Consider the following 17420-nt stretch of genomic DNA (forward strand, 5'->3'; position numbering starts at 1 on the left):
TTGACCCTGCTCTCCGTGTCGTCCCGGTCAGTGACCGAGGGTGAGCCATGCAGTCACGAAGATAATGCGTCCGCGTGCGGTGTGAAGGCCCCTCGCGACTCGGTCATCCTGCTAACTCCCTTGCGTCCAGGGGAAGTTTGCGGGAATTGCGGCGGTGTAAGGCGCTGAGGGCTTGGCCGTCGCACAGCGCACGGGGAATCGGGACCCGATGCCGGCGGAGGGTCAGAGTTACGTCAACGTCTTCGAACTCCCGCGCGGTATTTGCCGACGTGAAGTGACGATGCTTCTGACACGTCGCACGCCGTCCGGTGTGCCGTCTTCCGGAAGAGGGGTACGTGGAGGAGTACGCGATGGGGCGGTGCGGCGATACGGCCGACCGGCCGGGCTCGTGTCCCGGCAGGCTCAAAGTCTTTCTCGGGGCCGCCCCCGGGGTGGGCAAGACCTACCGGATGCTGGACGAGGGGCGGCGCCGGGCCGCGCGCGGCACGAACGTGCTGGTGGCCCTGGCGGAGTGCCACGGCCGTGCGTCCACCGAGGCGATGCTCGAAGGACTCGACACACTGCCACGGGCGGTGCGCGGGCACGGGGGCACGGACTGCACCGAACTCGACCTCGACCGGGTGCTGGAGCTGCGCCCACGGGTCGTGCTCATCGACGAACTCGCGTACACCAACGCGCCGGGAGGCCGCCACACCAAGCGCTGGCAGGACGTCGAGGAGCTGCTCGGTGCCGGGATCGATGTCGTGACCACGCTCAACATCCAGCACCTGGAGTCCCTCAGCGATGTGGTCGAGAAGATCACCGGTGTGCCTCAGCACGAGACCGTGCCCGACGAATTCGTCCGGCGCGCCGACCAGATCGAGCTGGTCGACCTGCCGGCCGAGGGGCTGCGACGCCGTATGGCACACGGCAACATCTACCCGCCCGAGAAGGTCGACGCGGCGCTGTCGCACTACTTCCGGCTCGGCAACCTCACCGCGCTGCGGGAGCTGGCGCTGCTGTGGGTGGCGGGCAGGGTGGACGAGGCGCTGCGCAAATACCGGGACGAGCACCGCATCGGCCGGGTGTGGGAGACCCGCGAACGCGTGGTGGTGGCGCTCACGGGCGGCCCGGAGGGCGCGACCCTGATCCGCCGCGCCGCCCGGATCGTGTCCGGGGCCTCCGGCGGTGACCTGCTGGCCGTCCACATCACCCGCAGCGACGGACTGGCCGCCGGTTCGTCGCTCGCCGCGCTGGCCGGGCAGCGGCAGCTCCTGGAGAGCCTCGGGGGCAGCTACCACTCGGTGGTCGGTGACGATGTGCCCGCCGCGCTGCTGGACTTCGCCCGGGCCCGGAACGCCACCCAACTGGTCGTCGGCGCCAGCCGCCGCGGCCGGCTGCGGCGGGTGCTGACACCCCGCGGGGTGGGGGAGACGGTCGTCGGGCTCTCCGGTGACATCGATGTCCACATGGTCACCCACGAGCACGCCGGCCAGGGGAAGGGAAGAAGACGGACCGCCCTCGGCAGGGGGCTGCCGCACTCGCGCCGGGTGGCCGGCCCGGCGGCCGGTCTCGTCCTCCCCGCGCTGCTGACGCTGCTGCTGCGCGGCATCTCGGGTCCGCTCGCCCTCAACCTCACCAGCGAGGCCCTGCTCTTCCTGCTGACCGTGCTGGGGGTGGCCTGCCTCGGCGGCGTGGTCTCCGCGCTGCTCGCCTCGGTGACGACGTCGCTGCTGCTGAACTACTACTTCATCCCGCCCGTCGGCCACTTCACCTTCGCCGAGGCCAATATCGTCGTCGCCCAGGCCGCCTTCACCACCGTCGCGGTAACCGTCGCGGCCATCGTCGACCGCTCGCTGCGCCTGAGCCGGCGGGCCGCGCGGGCGACCGCGGAGGCGGAAACCCTGACCTCGCTGGCGGGCGGCATCCTGCGGGGGGACCGGTCCGTGTCCGTTCTCCTGGAACGCACGCGCGAAACCTTCGGCATGGACCGTATCGAACTTGTCGGCGCCCCAGGCCCGGTGAGGGCTTCAGGGCCCGCGAGCGTTTCAGGCCCCGCGAGCGCTCCAGGGCCCGCGAGCGACCCGGTGCCCGACCACGAGACCAGGGTCCCGATAGGAGACGACAACGTGCTGGTGCTCAGCGGCCGGCGGCTGCCCGCCTCCGAGCACCGCGTCCTCACCGCCTTCGCCGCGCACCTGACCGCCGCCGTCGAGCGCGGTCGGCTCGTGGAGGCCGCGGCCGAGGTCGAGTCGGTCAAGGCGGCCAACCGCATGCGTACCGCACTGCTCGCGGCCGTCGGACACGACCTGCGCACGCCCCTCGCCGGCAGCTGGGCCGCGATCAGCTCGCTGCGCAGCCGCGATGTCGACTTCTCGCCCGAGGACCGTGAGGAACTCCTCGCCACCGCCGAGGAATCCCTGGCCAAGCTCAGCCGCCTGGTCGACAACCTCCTCGACCTGAGCAGATTGCAGGCAGGCGCGCTGACGCTGCGCCTGGAACCCATCGCCCTCACCGAGGTGCTCCCCACGGCGCTGGACACCCTGCCCGGCTCACCTCCCCGTGCGCTCGTGGACGTACTGACCCAGGGGCTGGAGACCGCCCCCGACGTGCTCGCGGACCCGCCGCTGCTGGAACGGGTCATCGCCAATCTGGTGGCCAACGCGGTACGGCACTCGCCGGCCGGGCGCCCGGTCACCCTCAGCGCCAGCACGCTGGCCGGGCAGGTGGAGCTGCGGATCACCGATCGCGGGCCCGGCATGCAACTCGCCGACCGGGAGCGGGCGTTCGAGCCGTTCCAGCGCCTCGGCGACACCGACAACACCACCGGACTCGGGCTCGGCCTCGCCCTCTCCCGCGGTCTTACGGAGGCGATGGGCGGCACCCTCACCCCCGAGGACACCCCCGGAGGCGGCCTGACAATGGTCGTCTCCCTGCCGGCCGCACCGGTCCCGGCGGTGGTTTCCCCCGGGTAGGACGCGTACATGATGGGGGGCGTAGGACACCAGGCCCGCCTCGGGCACGTCTCCGGCGCTGCCCCGGCCGAGGGGCGCGCCGCGGGACGCCCCACACCCCGGGGCGCCGCCCACTTCTCACGGCAACCCGGATGCCTTGCTTCTCACAGCAACCCGGATGCCTTGAGAACGGCGCGTGCCTCGTGCCCGTCGATCCGGTCCGCCAACTCCTGGAGCACGTACGCACCGTGGCGCAGCGTGCCCCGGTCGAGTGAGCGGCGGACACCGGCATCGAGGAGGTGCCACACCAGCGGATCGGCCTCCAGGACCCGGCGGTCCAGCTCGAGCCACCGTCCGTGGACGTCCCGGAGGACGAGGCGCCGACTCCAGGCAGGGCGTGCGCCGGCTCCTGACCCGATGACACCTTTCTGACGTGGTGTCGCCCGTCCTTGTCGGTTCCTTGACGGGGGAGAAGCCCACGCAGGAGAGCTCGCCGCAGGCAACCAGGTTTTCCTCGTGCAGATCGGTAGCGCCGAGAGCGCCGCACAAGCAAACGAGAGCGCCGCACAAGCAAATCAGTGCACCGAGTCGGTTTCTCGGGAGCCGTCAGGGGCATTGCCCGGCTGCCTGTACTGCGGTCATGCAGTCCCGCGGTTCATTCCATTGGAGCAGTCCGGCTGGTCCGGCTGGCGGTCTGATGGTCACCTGAAGGGGCGGATAGGGCCCGGCGGCCGTGATATCGAGGCCGGGCTCGCTTCCGGTACCGGCGAGGGCTTCCGGTGCCGGCGAACCCATGTCCTGTCCGCTCCGGTCACGGCCACGCGAGCGGGAGCAGAGGTGAGCTTCATGTACGAGATGCGCGCCGGGCCTGCAACGACCGCCACCACGGGACTGGCATGGCATGTGATGGCCAGGGACGAGGCCGATGCGACATTGTGCGGGCGACGGCTCACGGCCAGCGGGCGAAGCCCGGCGACGAGCCAGGATCCGCCGATCGGGAGATTCTGCGCACCGTGCATGGCTTCCTTCCGAGCCGCATTGGATGACGTCCACGGGGCATCTTCAGCGCAGGGAGATCCGGCGGACCTGGCGCAGCCGTCCCCGCGGCGACAGGGGCGAGGGCAGGCACCGGATCACGGTTCAGCGACGTCCGTGTCGAGTGAGGGGCTCTCATGACTGTGCCACCGCCGGGGCCGTCTCGCCCGCCGCACCCCGAGCCGGTGCCGCCGACCCCCGAACCTCCTCCCGTTCCTCCCGAGCCGGTCCCAGGTCCGTACCCCGAGCCCGGGCCCGAGCCGGTTCCGCCACCCCCGCATCCGCCATCCGGGCCCGGGCCCGAGCCCGAGCCCGGGCCCGGATTCGGTCGCTCCCTGCACCCGCACGTTCTCCCGCCCGCTTCATGACGGCGCCGGACGCCGCGCCGGACGCCGTCCCGGAATCGACGACGCCGGACGGGGGCTCGGACACCGCCCGGGGCGACGCGTCCGCCTGGACGGTGCTGCGGACGCGCCACGTCCCGCGCCTGCTGTCGGCGTCGCTGATCGGCCGGCTGCCGACCGGCATGGTCCCGCTCGCGCTCGTCCTCGCCGTGCGTCATCACGGCGGCGACTACCGGCTGGTCGGGGTGCTGACGGCGCTCTATGCCGCCGGAGCCGCGGTCGGCGGGCCGGCCATGGGGCGGCTCATCGACCGTACGCGGCAGCCTCCCGTCCTGCTGTCCGGCGCCATGGCCTCCGGCACCGCGCTGGTGGCCCTCATGCTGCTGGACCCGGTCCGCTCCCCGGTCCTCGCCGCCCTCGCCGCGGTCGTGGCGGGGGCCGCCACGCCGCAGCTCGAACCGTGCCTGCGGGTGCTGTGGGAGCACGTCCTGCACGGCGAACGGGCGGTGCGTGCCGCGTTCGCGCTGGACGCCGCCACTCAGGAACTCGTCTTCGTGTGCGGCCCGTTGCTGGTGTTCGGCGCGACCACGCTGCTCGGCCCTCCGGGCGGGCTGCTGACCGCCGCGGTGATCGGCCTGGCGGGCACCGCCGTGTTCGCCACGGCCTCCCCGGCCCGGCGGTGGCGGGCCGCCCGGTCCGGGTCCGGGGGCCGCCAGTGGGCGGGCCCGCTGCGCAGCGGGCGGCTGGTGCGGCTGTTTGCCGCGCTCGTGTGCGTCGGTGCGACGATCGGCGCGTTCACCGTGGCCATGACCGGCTACGCGGACGCGGAAGGCAGCCTGGGCGCGGCGAGCTGGCTGGTCGCGCTGAATGCGGTCGGTGCCCTGCTCGGCGGCGTCCTCTACGCCGCCGTCCCGGTGGCGCGGCGCGAGGACCGCCGACTGCTCCTCCTGCTGGGGATGCTGGCGGTCGGCTATCTGCCCTTGGTCCTCACCCCGGCCGTTCCCGGGATGGCGCCGCTCTCCCTGGCCAGCGGGTTCGCGCTGCCCGCCGTGCTGGCCTCCGCGTTCGCCCTCGTCGCCCGGCTGGCGCCGGCGGGAACGCTCACCGAAGCGCACGCCTGGATGATCACTTCCTTCGGCGCCGGCAACGCCGGTGGGTCGGCGCTCGCCGGCACACTGGTCGACCTGGCGTCCCCGGCCGTTGCGTTCGCCGCCGCCGCGTTGTGCGCCACGGCCGCCGTGGCCCTCTCGCCCGGCGGAGCGGCCGACGACGTTCCGGTCAGGACTTCTTGACCACGCTGGACTTGAGCTGCATGGAGCCGAATCCGTCGATCTTGCAGTCGATGTCGTGGCCGTCCACCCCGTCGACGAGGCGGATATTGCGCACCTTGGTGCCGGCCTTGATCCCGGTGGGGCTGCCTTTGACCTTCAAGCTCTTGATCACGGTTACCGAGTCGCCGTCGGCCAGGACGTTGCCGACCGAGTCCCTGATCACCTTGTCGCCGGTGTCACCCGCGGGTTCGGCGGACGCAGGCGTCCACTCGTGCCCGCATTCCGGACAGATCAGGAGCGCGCCCATCTCGTAGGTGTACGCGCTGGAGCACTCGGGGCACGGCGGAAGGTTCTCGGTCATCCCACCAGTCTATTTCAGTCGCAGGTATGCGGATGTATGGAAGTCGAGAATTGCGAAAATTTGCAATTGCCTACATGCTGTACCGGCCGTGTCCGTACGTAGCCGCGGGCACGGCACCCAGAAGTGCGCCGCCCCGCCGGTGCTGTGCGTCGAGTGATCGATCGAGGATGTCCGTGCTGGTCCCGCTGTATCAGGCCAAGGCCGAGTTCTTCCGGATGCTGGGGCATCCGGTCCGTATCCGGGTGCTGGAGCTGCTGCAGGACGGGCCGATGCCGGTACGGGAGCTGCTCGCGGAGATCGAGGTCGAGCCGGCGGCGCTGTCCCAGCAGCTGGCGGTGCTGCGCCGCTCGGGCATCGTCACCTCCACCCGTGAGGGCTCCACGGTCGTCTACGAACTGGCCGGCGGGGATGTCGCGGACCTGATGATGGCCGCGCGGCGGATCCTCACCGAGATGCTGACCGGGCGGAACGAGCTGCTGGCCGAGCTGCGGGAAACCGAGGTCGCCGCCAGGTGAGCAGCTCCCTGCCCGGCCGGGTGTGGTCCTCGGCCCGTTCCCTCCTGCCCGCCCGCGCCGACCTGGCGGCGATGGGCCGTAATCCGCGCCGGGACCTGCTGGCCGGGCTGACCGTGGCGATCGTGGCCCTGCCACTGGCGCTGGGCTTCGGGGTCTCCTCCGGCCTCGGCGCGGAGGCGGGACTGGCGACCGCGGTCGTGGCCGGTGCGCTGGCCGCGCTCTTCGGCGGCTCGAACCTCCAGGTGTCCGGGCCGACCGGCGCGATGACCGTGGTCCTCGTCCCCATCGTGGCGGAGTACGGGCCGGGTGGTGTGCTCTCCGTCGGACTGATAGCCGGTGCGCTGCTGATCGCGCTCGCCGTCGCACGGGCGGGCCGCTTCATGCAGTACGTCCCCGCGCCGGTGGTGGAGGGCTTCACCCTCGGCATCGCGTGCGTGATCGGGCTGCAGGAGGTGCCGAACGCGCTGGGTGTGGCCAAGCCGGAGGGCGACCAGATCCTGGTCGTGGCGTGGCGGGCGGTCGAGGCGTTCGTACGGCAGCCGAACTGGACCGCTGTCGGCCTCGCGCTCGCCGTGGCCGCCGTGATGCTGATCGGCGCCCGGTGGCGGCCGGCCATCCCCTTCTCCCTCGTCGCGGTGCTCGCCGCGACCCTCGCCGCGCAGCTCTTCCACCTGGACGCCGCCGAGCCGATCGGCGACCTCCCCGCCGGCCTGCCCGCACCGTCCCTGTCCTTCCTCGACCCGGCCGCGCTCGGGTCGCTGCTCGCGCCCGCGGTGGCGGTGGCAGCCCTGGCGGCGCTGGAGTCGCTGCTGTCGGCGTCCGTCGCCGACGGCATGACGGTGGGGCAGCAGCATGATCCGGACAAGGAGCTGTTCGGGCAGGGGCTGGCGAACCTGGCGGCCCCGCTGTTCGGCGGTGTCCCGGCGACCGGCGCCATCGCCCGTACCGCCGTCAATGTGCGTACCGGCGCGGGCTCCCGGCTCGCCGCCCTGGTCCACGCCGCCGTGCTCGCCGTGATCGTCTTCGCCGCCGCGCCGCTGGTCTCCCGTATCCCGCTGGCCGCGCTGGCGGGTGTGCTGCTGGCGACCGCGGTCCGCATGGTCGAGGTCGGCTCGCTGCGGGCGATGGCGCGGGCCACCCGCTCGGACGCCGTCGTCCTGGTGCTGACGGCGGTGGCGACGCTGGCTCTGGACCTGGTCTACGCGGTCGTCATCGGCCTGCTGGTGACCGGAGCGCTGGCGCTGCGCGCGGTGGCCAAGCAGGCCCGGATGGAGCGGATTTCCGTCGTACCGCACCTGCCGGGCGAGGACCGTGTGGCCGAGCACGCGCTGCTGGCCGAGCACATCGTGGCCTACCGGCTCGACGGCCCGCTGTTCTTCGCCGATGCGCACCGCTTCCTGCTGGAGCTGTCCGAGGTCGCCGACGTACGGGTGGTGATCCTGCGGATGTCGCGGGTGTCGACGATCGACGCCACCGGGGCGCTGGTCCTCAAGGGCGCTGTGGAGAAGCTGAACCGGCGCGGCATCGTCGTGCTGACCTCGGGTATACGGCCCGGCCAGCGGCGGGTCCTGGACTCCGTGGGCGCGTGGGAGCTGCTGCGGCCGGAGGGCCGGGAGTACGCCACCACCACCGAGGCGGTCGAGGGCGCCCGAGCCCACCTGCGATCCGCCGGAGTCCTCCCGGGCACCGGCACCGGCACCGTCCCCGGCCCCGGCACCGTCCCGGGCCCCGGGCCCCGACCCGTTTCCGTGATCACCGAGGAGTCCTCCCGATGACCACCCCGCCCACCGCCGCCCGCCGCATGGTCGACATCTCCGGCGAGGAGGCCCTGTACCTGCTCGAAGGCGCCTCACAGGGGCGGCTGATGTACGAGCAGCGGGAGCTGACCGCCGTCCGCCCCGCCTCCCATGTCCTGGAGTACGGACGCCTGATCCTCCGTACGCCGGTCCCGGCCGGGGCCCTCTCCGGCCGGATCGCCGTCACGTACCACGCCGACCAGATCAATCCGGCGACCGGCACCGGCTGGGCGGTGACCGCGTCCGGACCGGCCGAGGTCATCGCCGCCGGCGACGAGGCGGCGCACTACCGGCGTACCCTTCCCGGCTGGTCCCATGGCCCCCACGACACTCTCCTGCGCATCCAGCCCCAGACCATCAACGGCTATCGCTTCGCCCGCGCCACCGACCTCACCGGGACGACGCCCGGGACGCACGGGCCCGCGCCCCGGTAACCACTCCGCCCGTGTGGCTGCCGGGCGGCTGTGACGCCGACGTGCCAGGTGCCTTCTGTCGCCATAACGTGGACTTGCCGTGCGGAACCTGTGGTCTGTGGCCCTGTGCCCGGAGCCGGTCACGCGCCCGGAGGCAAATCGTGTGCCCAGAGGAGAACGGAGAGCCTCATGCCCGGTCGTACGCTCCAGGACAAGGTCGTCGTCATCGGTGGCGCGTCGAGGAACCTGGGCAGCCTCATCGCCAAGGAGTGCGCCCCGGACGGGGCGAAGATCGTCGTGCACTACAACAGCGATTCCTCGCGCGGCAAAGCTGAGCAGACGGCCGCCGACGTGCAGAAGCTGGGTGGGGACGCGATCACCCATCAGGGTGACCTGACGAAGGTCGCGGAGGTGGAGCGGCTCTTCGACGCCGCGATGGAGGCGTTCGGCGAGGTCCACTGCATGGTCAACACGGCCGGCATGGTCATCAAGAAGCCCATGGTCGAGACCTCCGAGGAGGAGTTCGACAAGATGTTCGCCGTCAACACCAAGGCGGCGTACTTCATGATGCGCGAGGCGGCCAAGCGTCTGCAGGACGGCGGGAAGATCATCACGATCGTGACCTCGCTGCTCGCCGCCTACACCGGCCTGTATTCGGTCTACGCCGGCAGCAAGTCCCCGGTCGAGCACTTCACCCGGGCACTGTCCAAGGAACTGTTCGGCCGGAACATCTCGGTCAACAACGTCGCGCCCGGTCCGATGGACACGCCGTTCTTCTACCCGGCCGAGACCGACGACTCCATCGCGTACCACAAGTCCTCCGCGATGAACGGCGAGTTGACGAAGATCGAGGACATCGCGCCGCTCGTGAAGTTCCTGCTGACGGACGGCTGGTGGCTCAACGGCCAGACCGTGTTCGCCAACGGCGGCTACACCACCCGCTGAACCTGGCGTAGCCGTAGCCGTAGCCGTAGCCGTAGCCGTAGGCGTAGGCGGCCTCGGCCGGTGGGCTCCGCGCCGTCGGGGGCCGGACGGCCCCTGTCCTGGGACGGAGGTCCGTGATGGGTGTCGCCGACGTGGTCGTGGTGGTGGCCGCGGCCGGGCTGATCGCGGCCTTGGGATGGTTCTTCTTCGGCCCGCGCAAGGCCCGTGCCGCGACGGTCGAGGACGGTGTGCAGCGGGCCGAGGTCACCGTACGGGGCGGCTATCACCCCGACGTGATCCTGCTCCGCCAGGGGGTGCCGGCGGAGCTGGTCTTCGACCGGCAGGAGACCGGCGAGTGCACCTCACGCGTCGTCTTCCCCGACCTGCACGTCAGCGCCGCACTGCCCGCCTACACCCGCACCACCGTACGCGTCAGCCCGGAGCGGGCCGGATGGTTCGGGTTCGCCTGCGGGATGAACATGATCCGCGGAACGCTCGTGGTCGAGCCCGCGGCGGGCACGAAGGCGCCGCCGCCCGGCGCGGGTGAGGCGGCGGTCACGGCTCGGCCGGCGGGCGGGGCTCCGGCTGCCGGGACGGCGGCTGAGGCGGAGGCGGCCGAGGCCGCCGAGCGGCGGGCGGAGATCAGGGACCTGGCCCGCCGGGTCGCCGTCGGCGCGGTGCTGACCCTGCCGGTGCTCTTCGCCGTGATGGCTCACGAACTGTTCCAGGCCGACTGGGTGCCCGGCTGGCTGCTCGGCCACTGGTTGCAGTTCGCCCTGATCACGCCGGTGATGTTCTACACCGGCCGGCCGATCCACGTCACGGGCTGGCTCACCCTGCGCCACCGCGGCGCCGATATGAACTCCCTGATCACCCTGGGCACAACCGCCGCGTATGGCTACAGCCTCCTGGTCACCCTCGTTCCGTCGCTGTTCCCCGCCGAGGTGCGCGCGGTGTACTACGAGGCGGTCGGCGTGATCCTCACCCTGATCCTCCTCGGGCGGCTGCTGGAGGCCCGTGCCAAGGCAGGAACCGGCGAGGCGATCAGGGCGCTGCTGGGGCTGCAGGCCCGTACCGCCCGGCTGATCCGTGACGGCACCCAGCAGGAGGTGCCGGTGGAGGACGTGGTCGTCGGGGACGAGCTGGTGATCCGCCCCGGAGAGCGAGTGCCGGTCGATGCCGAGGTCCTGTCGGGGTCTTCCCCCGTGGACGAGTCCATGGTCACCGGCGAGCCCATGCCGGTCACCAAGCGGGCCGGGGACACCGTGATCGGGGCCACCGTCAACGGCACCGGATCGCTGCGCGTCCGCGCGAGCAAGGTCGGGGCGGACACGATGCTGGCCCAGATCATCCGCCTGGTGCAGCAGGCCCAGGCGTCCAGGGCACCCGTCCAGCGCCTCGCCGACGCGGTGTCCGCCTACTTCGTCCCCGCCGTGATCGCCCTCGCGGTCGGCACCTTCGCGCTGTGGTTCACGACCGGTCCGGCCCCCGCCCTCACCCTCGCGCTCGTCTCCGCTGTCGCGGTGCTGATCATCGCCTGCCCGTGCGCGCTCGGCCTGGCGACCCCGCTGTCGGTCATGGTCGGCACCGGCAAGGGCGCCCAGGCGGGCATCCTCATCCGCTCCGCCGAGGCCCTGGAGACCGCCCACAAACTCGACACCGTCGTGCTCGACAAGACCGGTACCGTCACCGCCGGCACCCCTGTCCTCACCGATGTCCACGCGGCCGGCGGCCATACCGGCGACGCACTGCTGGCCCTGGTCGCGGCGGCCGAGGAAGCCAGCGAGCACCCCCTCGCGGCAGCGATCGTCAGCGGAGCCCGCCAACGCGGCCTCACCCTGCCGGAGACGAGCGAGTTCACCTCGGTCACCGGCAAAGGCGTACGCGCCACCGTCGGGGGCCGCACCGTCCTCGTCGGCACCGCCCTGCTCCTCTCCGACGCCGCCGTCGACCCCGCCGGACTCGAACCGGTCGCCGCCGCCTGGTCGGCAGCGGGCAGGACGCCCGTCCTCGCCGCCGTCGACGGCGTACCGGCCGGAGTGATCGCCGTGGCGGACACCGTCAAGGACGACTCCGCCTCCGCCATCGCCGCCTTGCGCCAACTCGGCCTGGACGTCGTCATCATCACGGGCGACAACGCCCGCACCGCCGGCGCGATCGCCCAACAGGTGGGCGTGGAACGGGTGCTGGCCGAGGTGCTGCCCGAGCACAAGGCCGACGAGATCCGCCGCCTGCAGGCCGAAGGCCGCACGGTCGGCATGGTCGGCGACGGCATCAACGACGCCCCGGCGCTGGCCGCCGCGGACGTCGGACTCGCCATCGGCACCGGTACCGACGTCGCCATCGAAGCCGCCGACATCACCCTGATCTCCGGCTCCCTGACCGGCGTCGTCACCGCCATCCGCCTCTCCCGCGCGACGATGCGCAACATCCGGCAGAACCTGTTCTTCGCCCTCGTCTACAACGCCGTCGGCATCCCCGTCGCCGCGGGAGCCCTCTACCCCCTCTGGGGCATCCACCTCAGCCCGATCATCGCGGCCGCCGCGATGGCGCTGTCCTCCCTGTCCGTGGTCACCAACTCCTCCCGGCTGCGCCGCTGGCACACCCCGTCACTGCCGTCCCGCCCGGACCGCGCCGGGTAGGTCCTTCAGACCTCCGGGACGACGGCCACCGGGCAAGGGGCGTGGTGCAGGACGGCGAGTACGACAGGGCCGGGCGCGAGGGCGGAGCGTCGCACTCCGCGTCCGATGACCAGCAGACCGGCCTGCGAACAGGCCGCCAGCAGCACGGGCGCCACTCTGCCGCTCGCCATGTGTTCGATCACGTCGACTTCGGGGAACTTCGCCCGCCAGGGGAGCAGCGTGTCGGTGAGCGCCTGCTCATCGCCGCACACCGGCCCGGCTTCCCCCGGCGTCCGGCCGGCCGAGCCCGGTACGGGACGACTTCGCTCGTCCGGTTGCCGCACCCGCACGGCCCGCAGGCTGGTGTGGTGGACGCCGGCGGCGGTGAACCCGAAGTCGAGTACCGGCTCGACCGCCGCCCCGCTGTCCCGTACGCCGATGACGATCTCCGGCTCGGCGTACTCGGCCTTCTGCTCCCCGCGCACCGTGACCACCGGGCACTCCGCGCTGCGGAGCACATGCAGGCTCACCGAGCCGAGCAGGAAGCCGTCGATGGCACTGTGCCCACGCGATCCGAGCACCAGCATCGAGGCCGTTCCACTGCGCTTCGTCAACGCCGCCACAGCCTCCTCCGGGACCAGCTCCGTCGTCACCGAGATCCCCGGATACGCCGCACGCGCCGCGGCCGCGGCGGCGTCCAGCACCTCGGCGCCGCAGCGCTTCCGGTCGGCGTCCCGGTGCGCGTCGCGGACGCTCAGCGGCTGCGAGGCCCACGAATGCAGAAGGTGCAGCGGCAGGCCGCGGGCCGCGGCCTCCGTGGCGCCCCAGTGCACCGCCGGCACGCTGTTCCCCGTGCCGTCCACTCCGACGACGACCGACCCGGTCATGACACACCTCCGTGGAGCCGGAGCCACGGACACATCTCTCAGGTCCCTTCGTCCCCGCTTCACAGCGTGCCACTGACTCCGCTGACCTGCAGGTTCAGCAGGAGATGGCGACTCGCCGCAGCTCATGTCGTCTCCGCGGCGCGGACGGATACGGAAAAGCACCCACCGACCTGTTCTGCGGGCCCGTGCCCCTGGAGGATGCGCCCGTCCACCAATTCGGGGGTGATCCTGATGAAGGCCTCGTCCGCGACCGCTGCCCAGGAGCGAAGACCGGCCGCACGCAGCCGTGCCTTCTCCCGTGGGTCGGTGACCAGGGCGGCGCGGCCCGTGACGAGCACGCTCCAGCCGCTGTGCGCGGCCGCGTCGAACTGGTCCGCCTGGAAGGCCACGACGGCACCGTCGACGGTGTGTGCCATGCGCGAGAGGGCCGAGGTGCGCAGGACCACGGACTGGTCGTGGTCGAGCGAGAAGCTGACCGCCGCGCCGGTGCTGTGTGCGTCCCGGTGCTGTGTGCGCCGAGGTCAGGGCACGTCCGCGGGGGCGTCCGGCGACGGCGCGCGCGTCGCTCGGCTGTGGACGGAATCCGGACCCGTCACGTCGAAGCGGACGTCCACGACTCCCTCCACGGCCCGTATGAGGCGCGCCGCCACCGGGACGAGCGAGGTATCACGGACGTGGCCGCTGACCGTGGCCACCCCGTCGACCACGGTGACCCGGAGATCCCCCGCGGGGGCCGCGAACAGGTGGTCCACGATGTCCGCGCGGATCTCCTCCGCCAGCTCGTCGTCGGATCGAAGGAAGACCTTCAGCAGATCGGCCCGGCTGACGATTCCCTGGAGCATTCCTTCCGCATCCACCACCGGAAGGCGCTTCACCGACTGGTGCGCCATCGTCCGCGCCGCCGCGGCCAGGGTGGCGTCGGCATGAACGGTGAAGGCGGGCGTGCTCATCAGCTCCCCGGCCGTCAGCGCGCCGGCCTTGCGCGTGTCGTCGAGGCGCCGCAGTTGCTCCATCCGATCGGGATCGGACTCCCGGAACTCCTCCTTCGGCAGCAGATCGGCTTCGGACACCACGCCGATCACCCGCCCTTCGCCCGCCAGTACCGGCAGCGCGCTCACCTGCCACTGCTCCATGGTTTCGACGATCTCCTTGAACCGCGCGTCCCGGCCGACCGCGACCACGGTCCGTGTCATCACATCGCCGACGATGTGCGGTGTGTGCGCCATGACGCCTCCTCGGTTCGCCGGCACACGGCCGGTGCGGCACCCCCTCCAGCGTGCGTTGCCCCGGAGTGCCGGGACAGGGGCCGGTCGGCCCCCGCACGGGCCCTGCGGCCCGGGAACCCCGTCCCGCCGGCCATCGGCAGGACGGGGCCGGGCTCCGGTCACCGCATGGTGGTCAGTGCCGCTCCTTGATATCTGGCGCCGGCGTTCCAGAGGAGGAAGGAGTTCATACCGCCCCCGGCGGCCGCTCTGATCTGGTCGGCGACTTCGCCGGGGCCGTAGTGGACGCCCAGGGAGAAGTCCTGGAGCCAGGGGACGATCGTGGCTCCGGTGCCCTTGACCTGGTGGGCGAAGTCGGCCAGTGACCGGTTGACGATCGCGTACGGGCTGGCGTTCGGGCTGGCGACCCCGTACTCACCGGCGGCCCAGTGCGAGGGGTAGACCATCGGGGCGATGTAGTCGGCGTGCTGGGCTATCGCGGAGATGTCCTGGGCGATCTCGGCGGGCCTGGTGGCGGCGATGCCGTAGACCGAGGCCCCGAGGTACGCCCCTTCCGGGCGGATGCGGCGGCGGGTGTCACCGACGAACTCGGCGATGGACGCCTCCGGAGTCCGGTTGCCCAGACCTGGGAAGCGCAGTGTGGAGAGCTTCCCGTCGGGGCGGCGCACATAGTCGTAGAGGATGTCGTCGAAGCCCAGCTTGGCCGCTTCGACGGCGAGGTCGATGTTGTACCGGCGGACCTCGGGGTCGGCGAAGTTGGTGAAGGAGAGCCGGCCGTAGTGGCCGCCGTCGTACGGGCTGCCGTCGGGGGCCTGCACCAGGCGGTGGTCCTTGCCCTGACGGTAGGACGCCTCGGCCAGGACGGGGTCGCGGAAGGCGACGATGCGCCCGACCACGCGGACCCCCATGCCGTGCAGCTCGTCGAGTACCGCGCGGGCGTCGTAACGGGCCTTCACGGCGCCGATCTCGCGGGCCAGCGGCACCTTGGAGTCGTAGCCGATCTCGCCGGATTCATCCTTGATGTCGAGCTGGATGGCGTTGATCTTCTTCTCTCTGACGAGCTGGAGAATCGGCTCGCGGACCGCGCGCGAGGTCCAGCCGATGGAGGTGAGGTGCGCGGCCCGGGTGAGGGGATAGCGCACGGCAGGGCTCACGTGTCCGCGGGTGACGTTGCCGCCCGCGTCCGTGGCCGCCACATCGATGCGGTCGGGGGGCTGTTCGAGCCGTTGGGAGAAGGTGCCGTCATCGCCGACGGACACGTCCGCACCGGCCACCGAGACCTTCACCCGCCCGGCGTCCTCCACCCGGCCGCGCACCGTCACCGGTGCACCGGGCTTCTTGGCGCGGGCGTCGGACAGCCGCAGCTTGGGGGCGGTGGTGTCCACGGTGAACGTCCGGGATATGCCGCGGAGGAAGGGCAGCCCGCTGGGGGACTCGGCGGTCATGTCATGCCTGCCCTCGGCGAGGGCGGGAGCGTCGAGGACGAGGCGGCCGCCCGCCAGGTGGGTGCGTACCGGCTTCCCGTCGAGCCGCACCTCCAGCTCGGCCAGGTTGGTCCCTTCCTTGGCCGCGATGGCGAGCCGCGAGTTCGCCACACCGGATCGACCCAACACGCCCTCGCTGCCGAGCCCTTCGACCCGCAACTGGCGGGACAGGGACTCCAACGCGAAGGCGCCGAGTGCCGTGCAGCCCGGGATCACCAGGCAAAGGGATATGACGGCGAATCGTCTCCGGGTGCTGGGTCCGCTGCCGTGTCCGCGCATGTCCACTCTCCCGTTCTCGAAGGGTGTTTCTTCGTGATGGACATAGCCGCCACACCGCCCATCCATGATGTTTCGCCGAACAATCATGCATTCGGACTACGTTGCCGGGGCGTGCATCACACTGTTGCCCGAGGCTTGGAGGCGACGGGAACCGTCTCGCCCCAGCCCGGAGGTCACCATGCGCCCACCTCACCGAAGCGGCGGCATGGTCGCGGCCGCGTCAGCCGTCCTGCTGTTCGCCGCCTGCTCGACGGCCCCCTCCCCGCCGGACCGAGGCCGGGGCGGGCCGCCGGGAGGGGTGCGCGAGGCCGGCGGGCACGCAGCGGTCGCCGACCCGGCCACGGTGCGGGCCGACGAGCTCGGCGCGGTCCCGGTGCTGATGTACCACCAGCTGGTGACCGAGCCCCGGAGCGTGTACGACCGCACACCGCAGGACTTCCGTGCCGAGCTGGAACGGCTGGCACGGGAGAGGTACGTTCCGGTCACCGCACGGGATTTCAGCGGCGGGAAGATCGACATCCCCGCCGGTACCCACCCCGTGGTGCTGACCTTCGACGACTCGACCGTCAGCCAGTTCCGCCTGGGCCCGGACGGCAGGCCCGCCTCCGACACCGCGGTGGGCATCCTGCTGGACGTCGCCCGGAAGCACCCGGGATTCCGCCCGGTGGCGACCTTCTTCGTCAACGCCGACCCGTTCCGCGAGCCCGGCGGCCGGACGTCGTTGGACTGGCTCGTGAAGCACGGGTTCGAGGTCGGCAACCACACCCTGCGGCACACCGCGTTGGGGACGGTGGACGATGCCGAGGTCCAGGAGGCCATCGCCGACAACCAACGGGCCATCACGCAAGCGGTTCCCCGTTCACCGGTGGTGTCGATGGCGCTTCCCCACGGGTCGATGCCCCACTCCCGGCAGTTGGCGCAGGAGGGCGCCGCCGACGGTGTCCGCTACCGGCACCAGGGCGTCTACCTGGTGGGCTCCAACCCGGCGCCCTCCCCCTTCTCGACCGCCTTCGACCCCGTGGCCATCCCACGGATCCGATCCCAGGAGGCCACCGGCCCGGATGCCCCGTTCACCTCGGCGGCCTGGCTGGACAAACTCCGTGACGGAACGGTCCGGCGGTATACTTCGGACGGCGACCCGAAGAAGATCAGCTTCCCCGGGACGGAGACGGACCGCCTCGCCCCGGCCCACCGGCAGGCCGCCCGGCCGTACTGAACGGGAGAGGGCGCCTCCGGCCCTGGTCGTGGGGGGAGTGCCTCCGTGATCTGCGTTGTCAGTGGCAGCTGGTGTACTACATCCGCGCGGTCGGCGCAGCGCGCACCGACCGCGCCTG

The 17420-nt window shown here is 71.9% G+C and carries 13 protein-coding genes and 1 pseudogene; 8 read left to right on the forward strand and 6 right to left on the reverse strand.

Features of this window, described 5'->3' with window-relative positions; all coding sequences use genetic code 11:
- Positions 1 to 350 precede the first annotated feature (350 nt).
- Positions 351 to 2954, forward strand: coding sequence for an ATP-binding protein (locus AZE13_RS21920; protein ID WP_066934615.1), 2604 nt, complete (start codon positions 351 to 353; stop codon positions 2952 to 2954).
- A 143-nt stretch (positions 2955 to 3097) separates the two neighbouring features.
- Here the strand turns inward: AZE13_RS21920 and AZE13_RS21925 are convergent, their stop codons facing one another.
- A complete protein-coding gene (locus AZE13_RS21925) occupies positions 3098 to 3241 on the reverse strand; it encodes a hypothetical protein (RefSeq protein ID WP_181690414.1) in 144 nt (47 codons plus the stop codon).
- Between the two features lie 1091 nt (positions 3242 to 4332).
- Between AZE13_RS21925 and AZE13_RS21930 the strand changes: the two genes are divergently transcribed.
- The gene (locus AZE13_RS21930; protein WP_079124255.1) at positions 4333 to 5604 is read left to right on the forward strand and encodes an MFS transporter; all 1272 of its coding nucleotides are present in this window, start codon (positions 4333 to 4335) and stop codon (positions 5602 to 5604) included.
- Here AZE13_RS21930 and AZE13_RS21935 read toward each other — a convergent pair.
- Entirely contained in the window at positions 5591 to 5944 is a 354-nt protein-coding gene (locus tag AZE13_RS21935; protein WP_066934618.1) for a zinc ribbon domain-containing protein YjdM, read from the reverse strand. The genes AZE13_RS21930 and AZE13_RS21935 overlap by 14 nt on opposite strands.
- A 173-nt stretch (positions 5945 to 6117) precedes the next feature.
- On the opposite strand from AZE13_RS21935, the gene AZE13_RS21940 reads away from it, so the two are divergent.
- From AZE13_RS21940 to AZE13_RS21960, 5 genes are all read left to right on the forward strand, one after another.
- Positions 6118 to 6459, forward strand: coding sequence for an ArsR/SmtB family transcription factor (locus tag AZE13_RS21940; protein ID WP_066934991.1), 342 nt, complete (start codon positions 6118 to 6120; stop codon positions 6457 to 6459).
- Between the two features lie 71 nt (positions 6460 to 6530).
- The gene (locus AZE13_RS21945) at positions 6531 to 8234 is read left to right on the forward strand and encodes a SulP family inorganic anion transporter (RefSeq protein WP_107288404.1); all 1704 of its coding nucleotides are present in this window, start codon (positions 6531 to 6533) and stop codon (positions 8232 to 8234) included.
- Positions 8231 to 8689 (forward strand): pyridoxamine 5'-phosphate oxidase family protein, encoded by a 459-nt coding sequence (locus AZE13_RS21950; protein WP_066934622.1) that lies wholly within the window; start codon positions 8231 to 8233, stop codon positions 8687 to 8689. The genes AZE13_RS21945 and AZE13_RS21950 overlap by 4 nt, the downstream gene beginning before the upstream one ends.
- A 168-nt stretch (positions 8690 to 8857) precedes the next feature.
- The gene (locus AZE13_RS21955) at positions 8858 to 9613 is read left to right on the forward strand and encodes an SDR family oxidoreductase (protein ID WP_066934624.1); all 756 of its coding nucleotides are present in this window, start codon (positions 8858 to 8860) and stop codon (positions 9611 to 9613) included.
- 116 nt (positions 9614 to 9729) lie between these two features.
- Positions 9730 to 12234 carry a heavy metal translocating P-type ATPase gene (locus AZE13_RS21960; protein ID WP_066934628.1) on the forward strand — a complete coding sequence of 835 codons (2505 nt, stop codon included), beginning with the start codon at positions 9730 to 9732 and terminating at the stop codon, positions 12232 to 12234.
- 5 nt (positions 12235 to 12239) lie between these two features.
- Here the strand turns inward: AZE13_RS21960 and AZE13_RS21965 are convergent, their stop codons facing one another.
- From AZE13_RS21965 to AZE13_RS21980, 4 genes and pseudogenes are all read right to left on the reverse strand, one after another.
- On the reverse strand, positions 12240 to 13100 hold the full coding sequence (locus AZE13_RS21965; protein WP_066934631.1) for a universal stress protein: 861 nt from the start codon (positions 13098 to 13100) through the stop codon (positions 12240 to 12242).
- A 122-nt stretch (positions 13101 to 13222) separates the two neighbouring features.
- A pseudogene (locus AZE13_RS21970) lies at positions 13223 to 13585 on the reverse strand (pyridoxamine 5'-phosphate oxidase family protein); the annotation flags it as partial.
- A 36-nt stretch (positions 13586 to 13621) separates the two neighbouring features.
- Entirely contained in the window at positions 13622 to 14326 is a 705-nt protein-coding gene (locus tag AZE13_RS21975) for a CBS domain-containing protein (protein WP_066934639.1), read from the reverse strand.
- A 158-nt stretch (positions 14327 to 14484) separates the two neighbouring features.
- Complete coding sequence (locus AZE13_RS21980) at positions 14485 to 16023, reverse strand: putative glycoside hydrolase (protein ID WP_079124258.1); 1539 nt, start codon at positions 16021 to 16023, stop codon at positions 14485 to 14487.
- Positions 16024 to 16264: 241 nt separating this feature from the next.
- Here AZE13_RS21980 and AZE13_RS21985 point away from each other — a divergent pair, with 241 nt between their 5' ends.
- A complete protein-coding gene (locus AZE13_RS21985) occupies positions 16265 to 17302 on the forward strand; it encodes a polysaccharide deacetylase family protein (protein ID WP_066934647.1) in 1038 nt (345 codons plus the stop codon).
- Positions 17303 to 17420: the final 118 nt, after the last annotated feature.

This window comes from Streptomyces sp. NBRC 110611 (genome assembly GCF_001590865.1).
GTDB lineage: Bacteria > Actinomycetota > Actinomycetes > Streptomycetales > Streptomycetaceae > Streptomyces.